The organism is Bacteroides sp. D55t1_190419_B8, assembly GCF_015558905.1.
Taxonomy (GTDB): Bacteria; Bacteroidota; Bacteroidia; order Bacteroidales; family Bacteroidaceae; genus Bacteroides; species Bacteroides vicugnae.
This window is the reverse complement of record NZ_JADMOU010000052.1, coordinates 1-21,623: the sequence shown is the minus strand read 5'-3', so window position 1 is coordinate 21,623 and position 21,623 is coordinate 1. Positions and strand designations below refer to the sequence as shown.

The following is a 21,623-nucleotide window of genomic DNA, read 5'->3' as shown; positions in this document are numbered from 1 at the left end:
AATTATTAATCAAAAATACAACTCAATGTGGGCTACAATACCTTTGTGGGTATTATAGCCGTACAATGAGTGCTTACATGTTTTTTAAAGTTTCAGATTACAAAACATCCTTTATTTGTGAATAGTTCATCCCATTACTTTTAATTTTATCCTATCGAACTATTCTACACACGAGTTGTTATCATTTCATAATCAAAACAATAGAAATATGAGCAGACGTAGACAGTTAGAGCATGAAGTATCTGTTGCTCAAGAAAGAATAAAGAAAGCTACAAAAGATACACCGAAGGATATCCTGAAATTATGGGAACAAGAGCTGGTAGACCTGGAATTGGAACTCAATAATATGGTGGATGATGAAGAAGATAACAATGAGGATTAACAGAAGAAAGGCGCGCTAGTTTCCTAGTGCGCCTTTCTCTATTACTGTATATGTATTCAGTATTAATTCTTTGGCAATGCTTCTTTTACTACCATTGAACGACCTACATATTCTGCACCGTTCAATTGTTCGATAGCTTTAGCAGCTTCTGCATCATCCGGCATTTCGATAAACGCAAAACCTTTTGATCTTCTAGTTTCACGATCTGTGATTAACTTTACTGAAGCAACTGTTCCATACTCTTCCATTACATGTCTCAAATCTGATTCCTTAACATTATAGCTAAGATTTCCAATGTACAAATTCATAAAATACAAATATAAAAAATTAATAATTCAATAAGAAAGTTTTAGGAAGATCTTAATTAGAGATGGATATGCTCAAATAAATGAGAAGATTCACGTAAAAAAATCAAATCGTAATAAACCTCTTTATTGTTGTTGGTACAAAGAAAAGCATTATTTGGGGATATTGCACTATATTCTCTCCTTTTTCTTCTTGTAAAACATCTTTTTTATGAAAATAGGCCAATACTTAACGTTCTTATTCTTTTATATCAAGCCATTCCATATAAACTACCGGATTAGTCTTTCTGTAGATTCTTCGCTACAAATTCCTCAAAAAACGTTTTCTTATAGTTTCCACCTCCTATTCCTATCTCATAAGACTTAATAAAAATATCATTGGTATCAAAAGAGTCAATCCGTGAGGTATTGACAATATAGGACTTGTTTATCCGGAGAAACTGTTTAGCGGGCAGTTGCTCATGAATATTTTTCAGATTCATCTTAGTTATCACCCGCTGATCTTCCAATTGGAGAATGGAATAATCCTTTAGTCCTTCAATAAAAAGAATATCACTGAAGTTTATCTTGATATAGCGTCGTTCCGATTTGATGAAAATATATTCTTCCTGTATCTCCTCCACTCTTTCGGCTGTTTCCGACAATAACAGTTTATGATATGCTATTGCCTTATTGACTGCTTTCAGAAAACGGTTCATTTCAATAGGCTTCACCAGATAATCAATGGCACTTACTTCGTAACTATCGAGTGCATATTCCGCATACGCCGTTGTAAAGACAATCAATGTATTCACGGGAATACTTTGCGCAAACTCTATTCCGGTAATTCCCGGCATCTGAATATCAAGGAAAATCAGATCAACCGTATATTCATTTATATAAGCAGACGCTGCGATAGCGTTATTAAAGCTACCCACCAATGTCAGTTGTGGAATCTGTTCCACCAATGACTTCATACCTTTGCGAGCTACCGGCTCGTCATCAACAATAATACAATTCATAAGTTTAGATGTAAGTTGACATTATAAGTTGTTTCTTTATCTTCTATCTGTAACGCGTACCGTGATTCATAAAGTAAATCCAGTCTGCGTTTCACATTGGCCAACCCTATTCCCCCTTCCCGCTTAACAGGAACACGGGGCTTAGAATTCTCGCAACGAAACGTCAACTGTTTATTATGCACAGAAAAATACAGGTGAATATAAGATAAATTGTCGCTATCCAAATTATGTTTCACTGCATTCTCTACAAAAGGGATAAACAACAACGGAGGAATACAGATATTTTCCATATTTCCCTCTTGAAAAATAGTATATTCAAAATGATCCCTTCTCACCTTCTCCAATTCAAGAAAACTGGTGAGAAACTGTATATCTGCAGTAAGAAAGACTTCTCTTCTTGTACTGTCATTCAACTGGTAACGAAGTAGATTGTCCAGTTTCTCCAATATCTGTGAAGCCTCATCCGGAGCATCCTTTACCAAAATATTGGCATTATTCAGCATATTAAAAAGAAAATGCGGATTGATCTGTTTCTTTAATTGTTGCAATTCTGCCTGCTTAGTTGCCTTCTCCAATTCAAGAATCTTTTTATCGGAGACAACCCAGCGGCGGAATAGTTCAAAGCTCGTACAGCCACCTGCACTTAATAGTAGTACTAATACTCCATAAGCAATACTATCAAAAGAAACAGCATGGTTATCCTGTATACAAAACCCACGAATACCGTACCGTTGATATAATGGAGACAGAAATATAAATCCTAATAATACACTCACTAAATTGACTCCGAAAAACGAAATCCAATAACACCATAACTTGCGCTTGGCCTTATACAGGAAACGGGGCACTAACCAATATATATTCAGATAGATAGGAAACGCAAAAACCAATATACTAACCGGATATGCATATCGGAAACCTTCTCCAGTAAAATCTCCATATACATTCTGAAAGCCCAAAAAGAGTATAATAAATAGCAATAGTAAATTACTGATAAGCCTGAAACGGTCATTTACCAGATTCTTCCCCCAATCGTATACATTCCAGGTATCTTTCATAATTCCAACATTAAACTAATGGTACACAACATTCCATCATTATAGCCACTTTTTAATTGATAACCTCCCGGATATAGCAAGTCCAATCGTTGCCGTAACTTGTCAAAAGCAGGTACTATTTGCAGACTTTCCTTTTTTCGCAGACAGTATGTACAAATGAATCGAAGCTGATTCTCTTCCATTTGAAAATCGATCCTTATATTTTCTCCCTTTCCATTCTCTCCACATACCGTTGTCCGAATCACATATTCTATCACAGGCATAAACAATAAAGGAGGAACTTGTATATATCGCACTTCATTCAGGATGTTGACTTCAAAATTAAACTCCGGATTGCATAATTTCTCCAACTTCATATAATCAGTCATAAAATCGATATCATCTCCCAACAATACCTGTTGCCGTTCACTTTCATAAAGTTGGTATCGAAGCAACCGGCTTAATTTAAAGATAAGCAATGATGCCTTTTCTCCATCTTCCTCCAACAAGGTTCGCACCTTATTCAATATTCTCGAAAAAAACTCCGGTTGAAGTTGATCTTTCAAATGATTTAGATCAGTCTGTATGCTAATATTCTCCAATTCGTTTAATCGTTGTTGATAGGTCACCCAGCGATGCAGAAAAATAGTAAAAGAAAAAGCCAGAAAATAGAGTATCAGCGCCAATGCATTTATCAACAGAAAGAAAGGGAGATCACTGTTTAGTCTTTGCATCTGTTCGGGTATAACATAATATTGCCCTAGAAAACAAATAGCACCAACCATGGCGGTCAGCATAAATCCAACAAGGCAACTCAAATATATGATATACTTTTTATATCTACGCTGAAACAGATAACCGGGAATTAACCAGTAAGTATGCAGATTTATGATTCCCCATAAGATGACAGAAAGTAAAAGACTAACTCCCGTAGAAAGATTTAGCCCTAAACTATCGCTTTCGACAAAAGTGCCTCTGAACACTAAAAAGGAGACTACAAGAAATATCCCTATTTGCTTCAGTAACGTATATAATAGTATCTTAACTGACATCAGGCGATAAAGTTACCATTTTTTTAGAACTTATACTTCATTCCCACCGAAACATACATTGCCGGTTTAAAATAAGGGTCAGTCTCTCTGGACATATCTGCGAAAAAGGCTTTTAAAGTGCGGGTAGTGTAATAAGCTATTCTGCTGCACGATACACCGGCAGTAGCAGTAACAGAAAAAGAGTTCCCGATGCTTAACTCCGGCTGTAAACCTGCAATAATGAATTGCTGGGAAAACATAGTATCTTTCCCCTCCTTCTCCAACAAGGCCAGTGAACCGTTCATTTCCGCCAACAATCTTAGATTCAGAAATTTATTCATTCTCATTCCGACCGACACTTCCATGGCATTCAACATAGATACTTTTATTTGATAGCGTCCTTCAGTAGTCCAATCAAAATAAATAGCCGGAAATACCATCGGATAACCGAATGTGTTATTTACAGCCAATCCGGCTCCAAGAGATAAATTAGGCTTGAACTGCCGGATAAAAATAACTCCCCCCTGTCCCAGAACATTCTTCAGTCTTACATCAGAAGCCGTATAGACTCCTGCGCCAACTGTCATTAACAATAACCATTTCTTGCTGATGGGACGAATATGAATGACGCTCAATTGCAAATTTATAATCTGATCTATATCTATATAAGATTGAAGGTTCTTATTGTTCATAGCTGTATAACTTCCTCCCGCTGAAAGCATCCAAGAAGTAGGCTGGCTCCTTTCATTCATTTTCTGTGAAACCGGAATGTTGACGTTTCCTTCAACAAACCGCATATCGCCTTTACCGTCTGTTTCCTGATTCTCTTCATTCTTATATCGTGAAGAAGAGATATATCCCGTTCTGACCGTCACTTGCGCATACGCATCTTCCGGCAACAATAAAATCAAAACAACCGCACTTAATAAAATACACTTCATCTTTTGTCTACTTTTAGGTTTGAATGCAACAAAAATAGAGCTAAACTAATCACCGCCGGGAAATTGTAGACGAAACCCTGCATTCTGTATACAAAACTATTGATAAAAGACAATCAATCATGAATGCAACCCAATCATCCTTTAACGACTTTATCGGACTGGATGGGAAGTTGGCAGATAAAAACAGAAATCCTGATTCATCACGAACCAGGATTTCTTTATGAGTATTACTACATTCGAAGTTTTATTTTATTCTTTTACTTCTTCACCTTTTTCGTTCATCAGCACTGTCAGTACCTGAACATCTTCCGTAGTAAGGACTACCTTATAAATCTTACCGCTTTCTTTTTCAGCGACATAAGCTTCCGTAATGGCAGCACCTTCATAATTTTTAGCGATCGCCTGTACTACTGCCTCCGGCAGTTCTTTAACATCAATCTTTGTAAACTCATCCTGTGGAGCCTGTACGTTAGTTTCTACAGTTGTAGCGTTACTAACTTCCTGTGCAAATGCTACAGAGCTACCCAATCCCATCACCAATGCTACTGCTACTAATACCTTTTTCATAATCGTAATTTTTTTAAGTGTGAACTACTAAATCATTATTAACTTGTTTCTTACACTTAATAGGTAGCAAAAGAGGTACCAAAGTTCCAGAATGAGCATACATCATTAGTAATCAATCAAATACAAGATACACTCATTTATTATATTGTAGAACTAGTGTGGAATTGTGTAGAAAGTGACGGCAATAATTGGGGAAAATATGCCGATTTACCACTGGCAATCAAAATTATATTCTGAACCCCCTGCACATTTCGCCGACACACCATCGTCTTTCAATCATCCACAATGGAAATACTTATTTACTAAATCCAGCATTTCCATCGGCTTTCCTTCCAGATCCGCACGCAACGTTTTATCTTCGTAACTGCGAAGTCTGCGGATGATACCGTCAATCATTGCCGGACTAAACACGTTATATTGCTCAAAGATTGCCCGTTGTTGTTGCAAGCAATCGGCAGAAGCTTCACAGCTATCCGGCAGTTGCGCCAGTGATTTCAGTTTATCTTCATTCTCTTTCTGATGGATATTCACATTTACATAAGTTTTTTCAGCAATATCCAGCGCATTTTCAATCTCAAAACCATGACGGCAGGCAACAGCCAAACCAGCCAATAATTGATATAAATCTGCCGAACCATCCGGAGAGCGCATTTCTACCGTCTGCTTCTGACTGGTATCAAAATGACTTTCAGCTTCCAATGGGTTTGCCAATGTACACATATCTGTTTTTGCAGCCCATCCCAGAGGTACGCGCACTAATACAGAGCGGTTGCGGTCTCCCCAACAAACATTGGTAGGTGCTTCCTGATGAGGAACGAGACGGAAGTAAGAAGTAGGATTGGTATTTCCGAAAGCAGTAATTGACGGAGCAAGTACCATCATTCCGGCAATTGCCTTGCGTGCTGTATCCGACAAAACACCGTCTTTCAGCATCTGGTTCTTTCCATCTTTCATGATACGCATGTGGACATGCAAGCCCGAACCGGCTTTACCTGCCGTAATTTTTGGAGCAAAGGTTACATTGTATCCATATCTAAATCCCAGGTTACGAATCACCCATTTGGCAATCATTAATTGATCTGCTGCCTGCGATACAGGGACCGGCAGGAATTCTATTTCATTCTGCTCATAGATATAACCATCCAGCGTGAAATTACCTACTTCAGAGTGTCCATACTTTATTTGTCCGCCTGTCTGTGCGATGTAAGACATACATTGAGTACGGAATTCATTGAATTTAGCATAAGGACCCGATTCATGATAACCACGTTGGTCGGTTGCCTGAAACATACCGGTGTCCGGGGCTATTACATAATATTCCAATTCGCCCATTGCCTGAAATTCCATTCCGGTAACTTCTGTAAAAGTCTTGCTTGCTTTGTAAAGAGTATGTTCTGGTGCACTTTCAAGTGGTTCGCCGTCTTTATTGAAGAAAGAGCAAAGCATGGACAGCGTCGGAATCTCGGCAAACGGATCAACGAATGCAGTGCAAAAACGGGGAATCACATAAAGGTCACTACTGCCCGCTTCTATAAATGAGAAAAGGCTGGAACCGTCTACCCGTTCTCCACATGTGAGAATAGCTTCCAAATAAGCTTGATTGTTGATGACAAAGTTCAGAGTTTTCAAACGCCCGTCTCCCGCCGGATACATAAAATTAACCATGCGGATATCTTTTTGCTGGATAAATGAGATAATGTCAGCTTTTGTAAACTCTGAAGTTGGTTTTTGAAGGAATGCCACCAACTGGTTAGCATTCATTGATAAATCATAATTCATAATCGGTTGTTTTTCGTTGTTGTATGATTAAAACGGTTTGTTGAATGCCAAAGATAATGAAAAGATAGAACATTAAGTAAGAAAAGATTTAATTATTTCTTTGTTATGTTGCATTTACGTCTATTCTCCTATTTAAAACGCTTCAGGTCTTTCTTCTCAAAAATCCATTCCGGAGTGTATAGTTTCCCTGTATCCGTTTCCGTCAGCTCATACCAGGGAGAAAGGTTGCGGCTGGTTGGATTGACCAGAATATGAATCTGTTGGGCGGGCATATAGCTTTGTGCCAGGAGGCATCGGCACACTGCTGCAAATCGCGGTTGCCTATCTCCATATCTACGACTGCAAATGCAGCTGCCTGATTGGCTTTCTCTTTTCCATTGTAGAGTAACACTTTACTGCCTTTAGGCAGCATTGGCAAATTGCGCAAATAAGTTGTAAACGAATTAGCAGGGCAGGTCTCTCTGACATATCCTGACGGAGGAGCGATTCTATCTGCAAGCCTCTCCTGTCCCCATGACTGAAAGACTGTGAAAAGTAAGCCTGCACACATTAACAAATATTTCATATCGGTTCTTCTTATTTCATTCCGGACAAATATAAGTAATTATTATTGAAAACGAAGATAAATCACTTGCGCTTATCCTTTTTTATTCTAACTTTGTAGAAAGACGTGCAACAGAACTAAAATTGATAAGCTTATGGATATCCAAACTTTTATTCAAAATTTCAAAGAGGCATTCGGAGAAAAAGCTGAATTGCCTCTTGTTTTCTGGTACTCGGATGAGCAAAAAGGAGAGACAGAAAAGATAAACGGTTGCTTCTTTAAAGGTATGAAGACGGCAAGAGATGGTGGTATTATCAGCCTGAATGCCGAAAACATCGGCTGTGGCGGCGGTAAATTCTATACTGGTTTCACCGAAATGCCGGAACATGTGCCGACTTTCGTTTCACTCAAAGAGAAATACAAACAGACTCCCGAAATGGTCATTGACTTTATACAGCAAATCAGAGTTCCCCGAACAGAAAAAAAGTATCTTCATTTTGCACGTATAGATAAGGTAGAAAGTCTTGAAGAGATGGAAGGAGTTGTATTTCTGGCAAATCCGGATATGCTTTCGGGATTAACCACTTGGGCTTTTTACGATAATAACGCAGAAGATTGCGTCGTTTCTACCTTTGGTTCCGGCTGTAGTGCCGTAGTGACACAAGCCACGATAGAGAATCGTAAAGGAGGCAAACGTACTTTCCTCGGTTTCTTCGACCCATCGGTTCGCCCTCATTTCGAAGCTGACAAACTAAGCTATACCATACCTATGTCCAGATTTAAAGAGATGTATGAGACAATGCGGAAAAGCTGTCTATTTGATACGCATGCATGGGGAAAGATTAAGGAAAGGATGAATGGGTAGTCCTGCTTGTCTTTGGAAGTTTCCCATAAGGCAACAGTTTGCATACGGGGAAACTATGGTTATCTACGGGGGGAATGAATTCTTTTCCTACGGGATTAAAATAATATACCAATCAGATTAAACCTTTTATCAGGAGAAAAGTCTTATTATTAATATATTATCGTTCTATTCAACATTAAAGTATCAACGAAAATGGAAACATCCGCCAAACTCTATTCGCTGAAACACAGCAATGTGAAAACCTACCTGTTCGCCTTACTGTTCGTAGCGGGTAACATTGCACTTCCACAATTATGCCATCTTATACCTTATGGTGGTCCTACTCTGTTACCTATTTACTTTTTCACGCTGATTGCGGCTTATAAATATGGTTTTCTTGTAGGATTATTGACTGCTATCCTTTCACCAGTCATCAATCATTTATTGTTTGCCATGCCCTCGGAGGCGGTACTTCCCATCCTATTAATCAAATCGTCCTTACTCGCCGGAGCTTCAGCTCTTGCAGCACGTACTATATAAAATCGGTTTCATTACTGGCCATTCTTGGTGTCGTACTCACTTATCAGGTCATAGGCACTGCATTTGAATGGGCCATCGTCGGAAGTTTCTACGAAGCAGTACAGGACTTCCGTATCGGTATTCCGGGAATGTTACTGCAATGGTTCGGCGGATACGCCCTCCTGAAAGCAATTGCAAAACTCTAAACTAATATAGAAAGATGGACAGAAGGGACTTTTTAAAAACAGTAGCTATCACCGGAGCCGCCCTGACTATACAGCGTTCAGAGGCTATGGAGGTGTTAACTCAAACAATCAATAAAGCAAACGGAAGCAATCCTGATCTGGTGGCCGTTATGGGTGGAGAACCCGAAGAGATGTTCCGCCGTGCCATAAGCGAACTGGGGGGTATGAAGCAATTCGTCAAACCGGGACAGAAAGTGGTTGTAAAACCTAATATCGGTTGGGACAAAGTGCCGGAACTGGCGGGAAATACGAATCCGAAACTGATTGAAGAAATCGTCAGACAATGTTTTTCCGCCGGAGCTAAAGAAGTGGTCGTGTTCGACCATACTTGTGACGATTGGCAGAAATGCTACAAAAACAGTGGTATTGAAGCTGCTGCCAAAAAAGCCGGAGCCAAAGTAATGCCTGCACATCTGGAATCGTATTACAAACCAATCGATCTGCCGAAAGGCAAAAAGATGAAGAAAGCCAAAGTGCACGAAGCGATTCTGGATTGTGATGTATGGATCAATGTTCCTATTCTGAAGAATCACGGAGGTGCGAATCTGACTATCTCCATGAAAAATCACATGGGGATTGTGTGGGATCGCGGATTCTTCCACCAGAACGATTTGCAACAATGCATCGCAGATATCTGTACATTACAGAAGAAAGCTGTACTCAACGTAGTAGACGCCTACCGGATCATGAAAACAAACGGTCCCCGGGGACGCTCTGCATCCGATGTTGTATTGGCAAAAGGATTGTTTATCTCACCGGATATTGTAGCCGTGGATACGGCTGCTGCCAAGTTCTTCAATCAAGTACGTGAGATGCCACTGGATACAGTAGGACATCTCGCCAATGGGGAAGCATTGAAAATAGGAACCATGAACATTGACAAATTGAATGTCAAGCGAATTAAGATGTAAAACAACCATGTTAAGAAGGCTACGTATTGGAATATCAGCACTTTTATTTGTGCTGATTTCTTTCTTTTTTCTCGATTTCGCAGAAATATTACCGAACAGTTTCCATCGGCTGGCACATTTGCAATTTGTTCCAGCTTTGCTTTCACTAAGTATAGGTATCTTATTATTTCTCATTGTGTTAACGCTTTTATTCGGGCGTGTATATTGTTCTACAATCTGCCCTATGGGTATCTTGCAGGATGTGATTGCACGAATTTCCAAAGCAACGGGAAAAAAGAAAAAAAGATATAGTTACAGTCCTGCAAAAAACAAATTGCGCTGGGGTGTGCTCGGACTGACAGTGATCGGGTTTCTATGCGGATTTACATTTATTGTTGGTTTGCTCGATCCATACAGTGCGTATGGACGTGTAGTAGTGCACATATTCAAACCTATCTATATGCTGGGGAATAATCTGCTGGAATCACTCTTTGCCAGATTTGACAATTATACATTTTATCAGGTAGACACCTCCATCTTGAGCATTTCTTCCCTTCTCATCGCTATTATTACTCTTGCAATCATCTTTGTAATGGCATGGAAACATGGACGGACATGGTGCAATACGATTTGTCCCGTAGGAACAATATTGGGATTATTGAGTCGATTTTCATTATTCAAAGTCCGTATTGATACTGCCAAATGTAATAGATGCGGGCTTTGTGCCACCAAATGCAAAGCAGCTTGCATCAATAGCAAAGAACACGCTATTGATTATAGCCGTTGTGTAGATTGTTTCAACTGTCTGGGAGCATGCAAACAAAAAGCATTAGTCTACGCCCCTTCTTTCAAAAAACAGTCTGATGTAGAAACTCCTGCACCATCATCACCGGATTTGGATTCATCCAAACGCCGTTTTTTGGTCGCCGGTCTTGTTACTGCCGGAGCAACCCCCAAACTCATCTCCCAGGCCAAGGAATCTGTAGCAAGTCTGGAAGGTAAGAAGGCATACAAAAAGGAGAATCCGATCACTCCTCCGGGGTCTATCAGTCGGGGACACTTCCAACAGCAATGTACATCCTGTCATCTTTGTGTCAGCAAATGCCCTTCTCATATCTTGAAACCGGCTTTCATGGAATATGGCTTGGCAGGCATGATGCAACCTACTGTTAGCTTTGAAAAAGGATTTTGTAACTTTGACTGTACTGTCTGTGGAGATGTCTGTCCCAATGGAGCAATTCTTCCCATAAGTGTAGAGCAAAAACATCTTACACAAATGGGATATGTTGTTTTCATCAAGGAAAATTGCATTGTTTATACTGATGGAACCAGTTGCGGAGCCTGCTCCGAACACTGTCCCACGCAAGCAGTGGCGATGGTGCCGTATAAGGACGGATTGACAATTCCTCATGTAAATCAAGAAATATGTGTAGGTTGTGGAGGATGTGAATATGTTTGCCCCGCCCGTCCATTCCGCGCCATCTATATCGAAGGAAATCCTGTACAAAAAGAAGCAAAGCCATTTAAAGAAAGCGAAGAGCACAAAGTTGAGATAGACGATTTCGGATTCTGACCGGCATGGTGCCGGAGCAGAGTTTCCATCCGTATTTTATGTTCTATGCCGGTTTATTTCAAATGTGAATAAGACAGATGGTATGGATTTTAAAAAAAACTATCCATTATATTCCTCCTACTCTCAATAAATTCACTAAATTCGTGGCGAACTAAAGAAAGCAATTCATGGAGGTATTCACAAATAACTGGAATAGCCGGAAATATCAGATTGGCTATGCACTAAGCGGAGGATTTATTAAAGGATTTGCCCATTTGGGAGTCATGCAAGCTCTTCTGGAACATGATATTAAACCGGAAATCATCTCTGGAGTAAGTGCAGGAGCACTTGCAGGTGTCTTTTATGCCGACGGCAACGAGCCACACAAAGTACTTGATTATTTCTCCGGACATAAATTCCAGGATTTAACCAAATTGGTGATCCCCAAGAAGGGATTATTTGACCTCTGTGAATTTATTGATTTTCTCCGGACTAACTTAAAAGCAAAAAAACTGGAAGAGCTACAACTTCCCCTGATTATCACAGCAACTGACCTCGATCACGGTCGCATGGTTCACTTTCATCGGGGAAACATAGCGGAACGGGTCGCAGCTTCCTGCTGTATGCCTGTCATGTTTTCTCCGGTCAACATAGAAGGCACTAACTATGTGGATGGAGGATTGATGATGAATCTTCCGGTCTCTACCCTGCGCAGGATTTGCGATAAGGTGGTAGCTGTCAACGTAAGTCCCATCATGGCACAGGATTACAAAATGAATATTGTAAGCATTGCTATGCGCTCATTCCATTTCATGTTCCGCGCCAACACCTTTCCCGAAAGAGAAAAATGCGATTTATTAATCGAACCATACAACCTATACGGATACAGTAACACAGAACTGGAGAAAGCTGAAGAAATCTTCGAGCAAGGATATAATATGGCTAACGAAATACTTAATCAACTGTTGGAAGAAAAGGGGAAAATATGGAAATAACCTCCTATCCATCAGAAATAAGAATGAATACGAATATTAATAATCTACTCTATATGAATGACGAAAATAAAATAATTATCTACCAAGTATTCACCCGCCTGTTTGGAAATAATAATAACCACTGTGTCTACAATGGAGACATTGCTACCAATGGCTGTGGGAAAATGGCTGATTTCACACTCAAAGCACTTGGTGAAATCAAGAAACTGGGTACTACGCATATATGGTACACAGGCATCATTGAGCATGCCACTCAAACGGATTATCGCCGTTATAACATCAGACCGGATCATCCTGCCGTTGTAAAAGGAAAAGCGGGTTCTCCCTATGCTATCAAGGATTATTATGATGTAGATCCTGACTTGGCTAACGATGTGCAAGGACGTATGAAGGAATTTGAGAATCTGGTACATCGCACACATCGCACAGGTCTGAAAGTGATTATTGATTTTGTACCTAATCACGTAGCACGCCAATATCATTCGGATGCACAACCGGACGGTACGACCGAATTGGGAGCTAATGATGACTCCAGCCAATCTTTCAGCCCATATAATAATTTCTATTATATTCCGCAAGCGGAACTTCATGCCCAGTTCGATATGAAAGACGGTGCAGCAGAGCCTTACCGGGAATTCCCGGCTAAAGCTACCGGTAACAACCGTTTTGATGCTACTCCCAATATCACCGACTGGTATGAAACAGTGAAATTAAACTATGGAGTGGATTACCAGAATGGCGGTACCTGCCACTTCTCCCCGACTCCGGATACTTGGATAAAGATGCTGGACATTCTTCTTTTCTGGGCATCAAAAGACATTGACGGTTTCCGCTGCGACATGGCCGAAATGGTTCCTGTTGAATTCTGGGAATGGGCTATTCCTCAAGTAAAAGAGGCTTATCCTGAAATACTTTTCATCGCAGAGGTTTACAATCCCGGTGAATACCGCAACTATCTGTTCCGCGGCAAGTTTGATTACCTGTATGATAAGGTAGGGCTGTATGATACATTACGTAATGTAGCTTGTGGATATGAATCTGCATCTGCTATCACTCATTGTTGGCAAAGCCTGAATGGAATAGAGAAAAAGATGCTCAACTTTCTTGAGAACCACGACGAACAGCGCATCGCTTCTGATTTCTTTGCCGGCAACCCGCGTAAAGGAATTCCCGCACTGATTGTTTCCGCCTGTATGAACACTAATCCTATGATGATCTACTTCGGTCAGGAGTTTGGAGAACTGGGCATGGATAGTGAAGGATTCAGCGGAAGGGACGGACGGACTACCATATTCGATTATTGGAGCGTAGACACCATACGACGCTGGCGCAACGGAGGCAAATTTGACGGGAAGATGCTTACTGAAGAGCATAAGCACCTCTACTCTATCTACCAAAAAGTACTGACTATTTGTAACAAAGAGCAGGCAATCAGCAAGGGAGTATTCTTTGACTTAATGTATGCCAATATAAACGGATGGCGTTTCAATGAGCATAAGCAATATACTTTTATGCGAAAATATAAAAATGAGATTCTGTTTTTCATTATTAATTTCGACAGTCAACTGGTAGATGTTGCTATCAATGTGCCTTCACATGCTTTCGACTTTTTACAGATTCCTCAAATGGAATCATATCAGGCCACTGATTTGATGACGGGTGCTAAAGAAGAAATCAGCCTATTACCTTATAAACCCACGGATGTTTCAGTAGGAGGCTATAACGGAAAGATTTTGAAGATTACTTTTTAAGTAAAAAGACTAAGACCTGTATACCCTTCATCCCTCGGTCACTTATGAATGACCGGGGGATTATTTTATGCACATCACTCAAACAAATATTCTCAAAGGCTGTTTAGTTAGATAAATAATCCTCTAAACTCAAAGCTTATGAAGAAATTTATGATTTGTGCAATCGCATTGTTTCTACTATTATCTACATCTGCCTTTGGAGATACCCCTCCCGGCAATGTACAGTCAACTTTCAAGAAAATGTATCCCAAAGCAAATGGCGTCGCCTGGTCACAAGACGATGGATATTATTGTGCCAACTTTCCAATGAATGGATTTACTAAAAATGTGTGGTTTGACGTCCGGGGACAATGGGTGATGACGCAGACAGATCTTGTCAGTCTCGACCGACTCACCCCAACAGTCTATAATGCCTTTGTATCCGGGCCATACGCAAATTGGGTGGTAGATAATGTGACAATGGTGGAGTTTCCCAAATGGCAGGCCATTATAGTAATTAAGGTAGGGCAAGATAATGTTGACATCAAATATCAGTTATTCTATACTCCACAAGGGGTATTGCTCAAAACGCGCAACGTTAGTGATATGTATGACATTCTCGGGCCAAGTACCTTTCTGGAAAACTAGGAACTGAATCATAGAACAGGGTAATAAATGAGAAAGCCCCCACAAATATTATTGAATATCTGCGGGGGCTTCTTGATTTAAAGATAAAATTATTTTTTCTTTCTAAGTACTACGGCGGTACGGGCAGGAATATAGAGTTTCAACCACTCTTTCTTTTCCTTCTTGTACAACGGATCGGTAATAGTGAAGTGCACGACAGAGTCGTCTGCCAAACCGTTTCCTCCAAATGCAACATCGTCCGTGTTCAGTATCACTTCATAAGCTCCCGGAGTTACCAGGAATCCATAATCAGTGAACGACTGCTTCGGATTAAAGTTAAAGACAAATATAAGGTCCTTACGTTCGTATGCCAATACCTGATCGCCATCATTATGCCATATTTCCTGAACTGGTGTTGCCTGGAAATCTTTCACACTCTTGATAACTTTCAGCATTTCTTTATCAAAATCACCCATATAGTGATAGGTCAGATTTTTGTTGTCCACCAAATCCCATTGGCGGCGGGCATATTTGCACGACCATCCGTTACCTTCACGCGGGAAATCAATCCATTCGGGATGCCCGAATTCATTTCCCATAAAGTTCAGATAACCTCCGTTGATAGTCGAAGAGGTCAGCAAACGAATCATTTTATGCAAAGCAATACCACGGTTGACAACATAATTTTCGTCTCCCTTCTGCATGTGCCAGTACATATCGGCATCAATCAGGCGGAAGATAATCGTCTTATCTCCTACCAATGCCTGGTCATGACTTTCTGCATACGAAATGGTCTTTTCATCCTGGCGACGGTTGGTTACTTCCCAGAACATGCTGGAAGGTTTCCAGTCTTCATCGATCTTTTCTTTGATTGTCTTGATCCAGTAGTCCGGAATATTCATAGCCATACGATAATCGAAGCCGTAACCGCCATCTTCCACTTTGGCAGCCAGTCCCGGCATACCGGAAACTTCTTCCGCAATGGTTATCGCCTTCGGATTTACCTGATGAATCACTTCATTAGCCAGTGTCAGGTAACAAATCGCATTATCATCCTGATGACCGTTGAAATAATCTCCATAGTTACAGAAGGCTTCACCCAATCCGTGGCTGTAATATAACATAGAAGTCACTCCATCAAAACGGAATCCGTCAAACTTATATTCTTCCAGCCAGTACTTGCAGTTTGACAACAGGAAGTGGATTACTTCATTCTTGCCATAATCGAAGCAGAGAGAGTCCCAAGCCGGATGTTCGCGACGAGCGCCCGGATAAAAATACTGATTCGGATCACCGGCAAAGTTTCCTAATCCTTCTACTTCATTCTTCACTGCATGTGAATGAACGATGTCCATAATCACAGCAATCCCCATCTCATGAGCAGCATCAATCAGTGCTTTTAATTCATCGGGGGTACCAAAACGCGAAGAAGCAGCAAAGAAACTGGATACATGATAGCCGAAGCTTCCATAATATGGATGTTCCTGAATAGCCATAATCTGGATACAATTATATCCTTCTTCAGCAATACGAGGAAGTATTTTCTCGCGGAATTCGTTATATGTGCCCACTTTTTCCTCCTGCTGTGCCATTCCGATATGACATTCATAAATCAACAGCGGATTCGTGTCGGGCTTAAATGTTTTCTTCTTGAATTTATAGGGGTTCTCCGGAGCCCAGACTTGTGCACTGAATATTTTGGTCTGTTCATCCTGTACCACACGTGTAGCCCATGCAGGAATACGCTCGCCTTGTCCGCCTTCCCAATATACATTCAGTTTGTAGAGATCGCCATGATGAATGGCATCTGCCGGCAGATTGATTTCCCAATTGCCATTCTTTTGTTTTTCCAGCTTATAAGCAGCTTTCTCCTCCCAGTTATTAAATGTACCCACCATATAAATATGAGTAGCATTGGGGGCCCATTCACGGAAAGTCCACCCCTTATCGGTGCGATGCAATCCAAAATAAAGATACCCCGATGCAAAATCTGAAAGGGTTTGTTTCCCCTTATTCGTCAATTCAGCTTCTTTGTCTAATACATACTGATGACGCCCGGTAATAGCACCGGCAAAAGGTTCCAGCCAGGGATCGTTTTTTATGAGATTAAGTGTCTTTTCCATATCAGAATTGAATTAGGATTATGCTTTTACTTTTACAATTACTTTCTTCACACCATCCGGAGTGATACCGGGAGCATGACCGTCTTGCGGGAAAAAGATAGCAAACATTCCCGGTTTCACGGCAACGTATGTTTCTGCTAATCCTTCGAAGAAAGTAATATCTTTTTCTGCGTTATAAGGTGCATCTGCCGGAACACAGTCTTTAGCAGCAGTATACCCCATTATTTCTGTTCCCGACAATGGGATTTGAATATCAATAAATTCGTTATGAGTTTCCAGTTTGGCTTCCTCTTTTGTTTTAGGTTTGGTTTGTGCAATATTCACCAACAGATCTTTTCCTTTCAGTTCTGTCTTACCAACTTCCATGGCTTGGAGGTCATGAGACTTCAAGAATTCAATAGCTTGTGCAAACAGAGGGTTTAAAGACGCATATTTCTCCAGATTTTCTAAAGTATCTACTACCATATAAGTTAAATTTTAAAGTTTATATTCTAGGCATTATTTATTCAAAATCATCAATTGTATAATTTATAAAATCGGCAAACCGTTTGAATTGCCGGAACACTTTGTCTATCTGTTCCAACATATCCGGTCGGGTGAAGAAGTTATCGGGAACATTATAAGAGCAAACATATTCTTTACATTTCAAATAATCAATGTACTTGAAATCTTTCGGAAAACCTTTCGGAGCTGTTTTCAGAAAATCCTCTCCTATCACCGGAAAGTATTTCTTAAACTCCGGATCTTCTACGATCGCAACAAACTCTTCGATATTATCATAGATAGATTGTCGCACTGCTTTCAGGATATTGGTAGGCAGACACAGGCTTCCTCCGGCAAGCATAGAACCATCCGGCTGCAAGTGTACATAATATCCACAATGATCGGACTTCTTTCCTTTGGCATTGATATAACCTCCGAAATGTATTTTATAAGGTGTTTTATCCGCAGAGAAGCGGGTATCCCGGTAAATACGATAAGTACAGTCTTTGGGCTGAATCCCCCGGATAGTTTCATCAAACAAGGAAATACGGGCGATCACTGTTGCCAAAAAGTTGTCGAACTCGGCACGGGCTGTTTCATATTCTGCCTTATGCTCATTAAACCACTCACGATTATTATTCGCGGAAAGATCTTTTAAAAACTGAAAGATAACGGGTATGTTCATCTTTATCATTTTCTATTATTACTCTACAAACGTACAAATTTTATTTCATATAAACTACAAAAGGGGGTAAAAGGACATAAAAAAAGCATCGGCCTGGTAAAACCGATGCTCTAACACATTTATCAAAAAAACAGACTCTTCTGTCTCTGACGTACTTTAGCTTTCACAAGTGAAGTACAATCTCTTTAATTAATCTTATATCTAATACTATGAAAAACACATAAATATAACAGTACAAAGGAGACATTTGTTCAGCAGTTCTCTGTATATTTCAGTTAATTATAGTTTATAGAATTAAATGTTTCTCATTTATAGGCAATATAATGCGTTTCCAGTCAATCATTGCGTTGAATAACATGATATGGGAATAGTCTTTCAAACATATTTGCGGAATGTCTTTCTCAACAATGAGCTGCCTGTCCAGAAATTCGCTTCGTTTCGTCCCACGGAGTAACGGATGAGCCGGTGTGAACCAAGTATCTCCGTCATAGAGAGCAACATTAGCTATAGAGGTATCTGTCAGATAGCCATTTCTCACAATTAAAACATCATCCGCCATTCCTCTTTGAGCGTACAAAGCATTCAGTTCTTCCCGATGCGCACTTTTATAAGTATAATCAATGGTATCAGACACAACCAAATGCAAAGAAGAAACCTGTCGCATCTGATAAGGCGCATACGTAACTTCTTCCACTTCTTTTCCATATACAATCCGGCATTTATGAATTCCATTTAAAGTGGGCGGAGATATAAATTCCCGTAAATCCAGCGGAGTGCAGTCTTTCCAAAAAGCTGCACGGGTTTTATTAAAGCGCTCTGTGTGATAATCAAGATTATAAATCTGTCCATCCTCTATCCGGATAGTCTCAATAAATGGGTACATATACTTTCTGTTTCATTTCATTATACTCACTTTCCACATCACTCTGGCAGGTAATCCCACCTCCACTTTTAAAATACATCTTTTCCCCTTCCTGTTCTACAAAACGTATCATAACAGCACTATCTAAATCAATGCCATCAGAATATCCCATAACTCCTGTATAAAATCCTCTGTCGTAGGTTTCAGCTTCCTGGATAATCTGCATCGTCTTTTTCTTTGGAGCACCGGTAATAGAACCGGCTGGCAGTAATCTGAAAATAATATCTCCCAAATGCTCCTGATAATTTTCGGGCAATATACCCTGAATTTCAGAACTCGTCTGAAAAATGGCTCCCCGATTAGTCTGTAACCTATCCATATACCGATACCGGGAAACTGACACTCGGCTGGCAACCATACTTAAATCATTACGAATCAGATCTACAATGGTAGCATGTTCGGCAGTCTCTTTCGGATCATTCATTAATAATTGAGCAGCGGAGGGAATTGAAGCATCAATGGTTCCCTTCATCGGATATGAGCTAATTTTTCCCTGATGAATTCTAATAAATATTTCAGGAGAGAAAACCGTAAAACGGTCTTTAACCCATAACTTATAAATCGCTTTTGAGCGAAAATAAATATCTTTCAGAGTGAGATTGGTTTCTACCGGAGTGCGACACGTCAAATTTGTAAGGAAGCTATTTCCTGCCAGGATGTTCTGTCGCACGATATTAAACGAACGTTGATAGGAAAAGAAAGATTCTGCAAAAGGCTGCCAATGTAGTGAAGGCATTGCTTTTGCAGAGTAAGTAGCCATGTTATCTTCATCTGATATGGTCTGATTGGTAAATCCATTCAGATTATACAAAACTTCAGTAGAATCAACAGCAGCAACCTCCTCTATATAAGACACATCTTGTAGATAATTTATAATGAAAATGAAAGGACGATGGAGTTGTCCCAACTGATTCATTCGTTTGATAGCCTGTTCCTTATTATATAAGTGCATAAAATACTTCTACGTTTAGAAAAAGCAAATGTACACAAAAAGTATAGATTAGAAAAAGATAGCAATAAAAAAGGGTTGTCCGACGTGTCATATCGGCAACCCTTTATCATTTATAAGATTGGTAAAATTACTTCATAACAGCTTTTACTTGAGGAAGCATCTTCTTCACATTTTCATTTTCCGGAGAGATCTTAGCAGCTTCTTCCAGATAGTCTAATGCTTCTTTAAATCTACCATCAGCTTTTTCTTTTTCTGCAGCATATTTATCTGCATCAGAATTTGCCAAAGGAGCAGCTTTCTTCAGGATATTAGCGCCATCATTATAGCACAGAACTCCTAAACTGTACAATGCATTTGTTTTATACTGCTTGTGATCCAAAGGAATTACTTTCTTAAAACAGTCTTCTGCTTCTTCTGCTTTTCCGGCTTTCTGTGCAGCAAGTCCTGCTTTCAAATAGTGAAGGCTATAATTCTTTACCATTGTTGTATTCTTAGGATCTACTTTCAATCCTTCTTCCAATGTAGCTACATATTCAGCAGTCTTCTTTTGTGCATCTAAAGCCAAAGCTTTGCGAGCATAAGCATTTCCGATATTGAACTTCTTTTGAATTGCTATATCAAAAAGACTCACAGCTTCCGGATACTTCTTCACAGCATCGGCAGCTATACCACAATAATAAGCGGTTGCAGAATCTTGATTATTCGTTTGTTTCAAATATTCACTGAATTTCGCATACGCTACAGGATAATTTTTAGCATTAAATGCATCATTTCCTTCTTTTTTCAATTGCTCTGGGTCGGTTTGTGCAAAAACATTAGTCACTACAATACAAAATGCAAATAAAAAAATCAATTTCTTCATAACTTTATGTGTTTTTTAGTTGTTTATCGTTCAAAAGTAGAAGTTATAATAGAAAAACACAACCCTATTTTATTTTTTTGAGCTTTTTGAAACCTATATAACGTTCGTTATTCTTCGTAAAAATGGCGTTTTTCTATTTAATACTCCCAAACCATATAAATAAACAAAATTCATCTCTATTATAAACTACTGATTCATAGTCACAAAGAAATATATAAATAAAAAAATGCCGGAAAGTTTTTGAATTTTCATAAAAAGCACTACCTTTGCATCCGCAAATAAGGCTGGTTCCGTAGCTCAGCTGGATAGAGCAACGCCCTTCTAAGGCGTGGGTCAAGCGTTCGAATCGCTTCGGAATCACTTAAAGGATTGATAATTCAAGAATTATCAATCCTTTTCTTTTTATCTAAAGAGTCTCGAATTTCATGCAAACAATTGGAGGGTCACCCCGAAAACGGGGGCCGTTTGAAAAGTTTGGGAATGTGTTTCATTCATTTCCGTACCAGATTTGAACTAATTCATTGTATAGGCAGGGCAAACGCTCAATAAACTCTACATCTATTTATTGACAGTATTTGTTATTCTTTCTATTCCAATGACTTTGTCT

20 protein-coding genes, 1 tRNA gene and 2 pseudogenes are annotated in these 21,623 nt (G+C 39.7%); 9 read left to right on the top strand and 14 right to left on the bottom strand.

Annotated features, from left to right (window positions below; genetic code table 11):
• Window positions 1-208 precede the first annotated feature (208 nt).
• Window positions 209-382 (top strand): hypothetical protein, encoded by a 174-nt coding sequence (locus I2I13_RS23935; RefSeq protein ID WP_195650717.1) that lies wholly within the window; start codon window positions 209-211, stop codon window positions 380-382.
• A gap of 62 nt (window positions 383-444) precedes the next feature.
• Here the strand turns inward: I2I13_RS23935 and I2I13_RS23930 are convergent, their stop codons facing one another.
• The 8 genes and pseudogenes from I2I13_RS23930 to I2I13_RS23895 form a co-directional block, all read right to left on the bottom strand.
• Window positions 445-690, bottom strand: coding sequence for an RNA-binding protein (locus tag I2I13_RS23930; protein WP_004295865.1), 246 nt, complete (start codon window positions 688-690; stop codon window positions 445-447).
• 275 nt (window positions 691-965) lie between these two features.
• Entirely contained in the window at window positions 966-1,688 is a 723-nt protein-coding gene (locus I2I13_RS23925) for a LytTR family DNA-binding domain-containing protein (RefSeq protein ID WP_008777003.1), read from the bottom strand.
• Window positions 1,685-2,746, bottom strand: a complete 1,062-nt coding sequence (locus I2I13_RS23920) for a sensor histidine kinase (RefSeq protein ID WP_195650716.1) — start codon at window positions 2,744-2,746, stop codon at window positions 1,685-1,687. The genes I2I13_RS23925 and I2I13_RS23920 overlap by 4 nt, the downstream gene beginning before the upstream one ends.
• Entirely contained in the window at window positions 2,743-3,459 is a 717-nt protein-coding gene (locus I2I13_RS23915; protein ID WP_229128712.1) for a histidine kinase, read from the bottom strand. The genes I2I13_RS23920 and I2I13_RS23915 overlap by 4 nt, the downstream gene beginning before the upstream one ends.
• A 341-nt stretch (window positions 3,460-3,800) precedes the next feature.
• Complete coding sequence (locus tag I2I13_RS23910; protein ID WP_148366626.1) at window positions 3,801-4,697, bottom strand: DUF6268 family outer membrane beta-barrel protein; 897 nt, start codon at window positions 4,695-4,697, stop codon at window positions 3,801-3,803.
• A 249-nt stretch (window positions 4,698-4,946) separates the two neighbouring features.
• A complete protein-coding gene (locus I2I13_RS23905) occupies window positions 4,947-5,264 on the bottom strand; it encodes a hypothetical protein (protein ID WP_148366625.1) in 318 nt (105 codons plus the stop codon).
• A 276-nt stretch (window positions 5,265-5,540) separates the two neighbouring features.
• Entirely contained in the window at window positions 5,541-7,043 is a 1,503-nt protein-coding gene (locus tag I2I13_RS23900; RefSeq protein ID WP_148366624.1) for a glutamine synthetase family protein, read from the bottom strand.
• Between the two features lie 128 nt (window positions 7,044-7,171).
• Window positions 7,172-7,608 (bottom strand): annotated as a pseudogene (locus tag I2I13_RS23895) (DUF4846 domain-containing protein).
• Window positions 7,609-7,741: 133 nt separating this feature from the next.
• Here I2I13_RS23895 and I2I13_RS23890 point away from each other — a divergent pair.
• The 7 genes and pseudogenes from I2I13_RS23890 (at window position 7,742) to I2I13_RS23860 (ending at window position 15,010) form a co-directional block, all read left to right on the top strand.
• Complete coding sequence (locus I2I13_RS23890; protein WP_148366623.1) at window positions 7,742-8,452, top strand: DUF169 domain-containing protein; 711 nt, start codon at window positions 7,742-7,744, stop codon at window positions 8,450-8,452.
• Between the two features lie 192 nt (window positions 8,453-8,644).
• Window positions 8,645-9,156: pseudogene (locus I2I13_RS23885) on the top strand (ECF transporter S component).
• Window positions 9,157-9,170: 14 nt separating this feature from the next.
• Window positions 9,171-10,106, top strand: a complete 936-nt coding sequence (locus I2I13_RS23880) for a DUF362 domain-containing protein (RefSeq protein ID WP_148366621.1) — start codon at window positions 9,171-9,173, stop codon at window positions 10,104-10,106.
• Between the two features lie 7 nt (window positions 10,107-10,113).
• The gene (locus I2I13_RS23875; RefSeq protein ID WP_195650714.1) at window positions 10,114-11,658 is read left to right on the top strand and encodes a 4Fe-4S binding protein; all 1,545 of its coding nucleotides are present in this window, start codon (window positions 10,114-10,116) and stop codon (window positions 11,656-11,658) included.
• Window positions 11,659-11,825: 167 nt separating this feature from the next.
• Complete coding sequence (locus I2I13_RS23870; RefSeq protein ID WP_148366619.1) at window positions 11,826-12,632, top strand: patatin-like phospholipase family protein; 807 nt, start codon at window positions 11,826-11,828, stop codon at window positions 12,630-12,632.
• 53 nt (window positions 12,633-12,685) lie between these two features.
• Window positions 12,686-14,383 carry an alpha-amylase family protein gene (locus tag I2I13_RS23865; RefSeq protein WP_148366797.1) on the top strand — a complete coding sequence of 566 codons (1,698 nt, stop codon included), beginning with the start codon at window positions 12,686-12,688 and terminating at the stop codon, window positions 14,381-14,383.
• 138 nt (window positions 14,384-14,521) lie between these two features.
• Window positions 14,522-15,010 carry a PepSY-like domain-containing protein gene (locus tag I2I13_RS23860; protein ID WP_148366618.1) on the top strand — a complete coding sequence of 163 codons (489 nt, stop codon included), beginning with the start codon at window positions 14,522-14,524 and terminating at the stop codon, window positions 15,008-15,010.
• A gap of 89 nt (window positions 15,011-15,099) precedes the next feature.
• On the opposite strand, the gene I2I13_RS23855 is transcribed toward I2I13_RS23860, so the two are convergent.
• The 6 genes from I2I13_RS23855 to I2I13_RS23830 form a co-directional block, all read right to left on the bottom strand.
• Window positions 15,100-17,112 (bottom strand): alpha amylase C-terminal domain-containing protein, encoded by a 2,013-nt coding sequence (locus tag I2I13_RS23855; RefSeq protein WP_148366617.1) that lies wholly within the window; start codon window positions 17,110-17,112, stop codon window positions 15,100-15,102.
• A gap of 18 nt (window positions 17,113-17,130) precedes the next feature.
• On the bottom strand, window positions 17,131-17,577 hold the full coding sequence (locus tag I2I13_RS23850) for a YhcH/YjgK/YiaL family protein (RefSeq protein WP_004295843.1): 447 nt from the start codon (window positions 17,575-17,577) through the stop codon (window positions 17,131-17,133).
• A 37-nt stretch (window positions 17,578-17,614) separates the two neighbouring features.
• Entirely contained in the window at window positions 17,615-18,289 is a 675-nt protein-coding gene (locus I2I13_RS23845) for a DUF2461 domain-containing protein (RefSeq protein WP_004295842.1), read from the bottom strand.
• A gap of 277 nt (window positions 18,290-18,566) precedes the next feature.
• Window positions 18,567-19,163, bottom strand: coding sequence for an aminotransferase class IV family protein (locus I2I13_RS23840; RefSeq protein WP_074558154.1), 597 nt, complete (start codon window positions 19,161-19,163; stop codon window positions 18,567-18,569).
• Complete coding sequence (locus I2I13_RS23835) at window positions 19,147-20,154, bottom strand: aminodeoxychorismate synthase component I (protein WP_148366615.1); 1,008 nt, start codon at window positions 20,152-20,154, stop codon at window positions 19,147-19,149. The genes I2I13_RS23840 and I2I13_RS23835 overlap by 17 nt, the downstream gene beginning before the upstream one ends.
• A gap of 127 nt (window positions 20,155-20,281) precedes the next feature.
• Window positions 20,282-21,016, bottom strand: coding sequence for a hypothetical protein (locus I2I13_RS23830; RefSeq protein WP_148366614.1), 735 nt, complete (start codon window positions 21,014-21,016; stop codon window positions 20,282-20,284).
• 286 nt (window positions 21,017-21,302) lie between these two features.
• Between I2I13_RS23830 and I2I13_RS23825 the strand changes: the two genes are divergently transcribed.
• Window positions 21,303-21,376: transfer RNA gene (locus I2I13_RS23825), tRNA-Arg, on the top strand.
• Window positions 21,377-21,623 lie beyond the last annotated feature (247 nt).

Bases quoted from the DNA above. Each gene is read 5' to 3' on its own strand.
- I2I13_RS23905 (WP_148366625.1), bottom strand. From the start codon at position 5,264: ATGAAAAAGGTATTAGTAGCAGTAGCATTGGTGATGGGATTGGGTAGC.
- I2I13_RS23870 (WP_148366619.1), top strand. From the start codon at position 11,826: ATGGAGGTATTCACAAATAACTGGAATAGCCGGAAATATCAGATTGGC.
- I2I13_RS23925 (WP_008777003.1), bottom strand. From the start codon at position 1,688: ATGAATTGTATTATTGTTGATGACGAGCCGGTAGCTCGCAAAGGTATG.
- I2I13_RS23920 (WP_195650716.1), bottom strand. From the start codon at position 2,746: ATGAAAGATACCTGGAATGTATACGATTGGGGGAAGAATCTGGTAAAT.
- I2I13_RS23850 (WP_004295843.1), bottom strand. From the start codon at position 17,577: ATGGTAGTAGATACTTTAGAAAATCTGGAGAAATATGCGTCTTTAAAC.
- I2I13_RS23840 (WP_074558154.1), bottom strand. From the start codon at position 19,163: ATGTACCCATTTATTGAGACTATCCGGATAGAGGATGGACAGATTTAT.
- I2I13_RS23935 (WP_195650717.1), top strand. From the start codon at position 209: ATGAGCAGACGTAGACAGTTAGAGCATGAAGTATCTGTTGCTCAAGAA.
- I2I13_RS23835 (WP_148366615.1), bottom strand. From the start codon at position 20,154: ATGCACTTATATAATAAGGAACAGGCTATCAAACGAATGAATCAGTTG.
- I2I13_RS23910 (WP_148366626.1), bottom strand. From the start codon at position 4,697: ATGAAGTGTATTTTATTAAGTGCGGTTGTTTTGATTTTATTGTTGCCG.
- I2I13_RS23930 (WP_004295865.1), bottom strand. From the start codon at position 690: ATGAATTTGTACATTGGAAATCTTAGCTATAATGTTAAGGAATCAGAT.
- I2I13_RS23845 (WP_004295842.1), bottom strand. From the start codon at position 18,289: ATGATAAAGATGAACATACCCGTTATCTTTCAGTTTTTAAAAGATCTT.
- I2I13_RS23855 (WP_148366617.1), bottom strand. From the start codon at position 17,112: ATGGAAAAGACACTTAATCTCATAAAAAACGATCCCTGGCTGGAACCT.
- I2I13_RS23860 (WP_148366618.1), top strand. From the start codon at position 14,522: ATGAAGAAATTTATGATTTGTGCAATCGCATTGTTTCTACTATTATCT.
- I2I13_RS23865 (WP_148366797.1), top strand. From the start codon at position 12,686: ATGAATGACGAAAATAAAATAATTATCTACCAAGTATTCACCCGCCTG.
- I2I13_RS23880 (WP_148366621.1), top strand. From the start codon at position 9,171: ATGGACAGAAGGGACTTTTTAAAAACAGTAGCTATCACCGGAGCCGCC.
- I2I13_RS23875 (WP_195650714.1), top strand. From the start codon at position 10,114: ATGTTAAGAAGGCTACGTATTGGAATATCAGCACTTTTATTTGTGCTG.
- I2I13_RS23830 (WP_148366614.1), bottom strand. From the start codon at position 21,016: ATGAAGAAATTGATTTTTTTATTTGCATTTTGTATTGTAGTGACTAAT.
- I2I13_RS23900 (WP_148366624.1), bottom strand. From the start codon at position 7,043: ATGAATTATGATTTATCAATGAATGCTAACCAGTTGGTGGCATTCCTT.
- I2I13_RS23915 (WP_229128712.1), bottom strand. From the start codon at position 3,459: ATGCAAAGACTAAACAGTGATCTCCCTTTCTTTCTGTTGATAAATGCA.
- I2I13_RS23890 (WP_148366623.1), top strand. From the start codon at position 7,742: ATGGATATCCAAACTTTTATTCAAAATTTCAAAGAGGCATTCGGAGAA.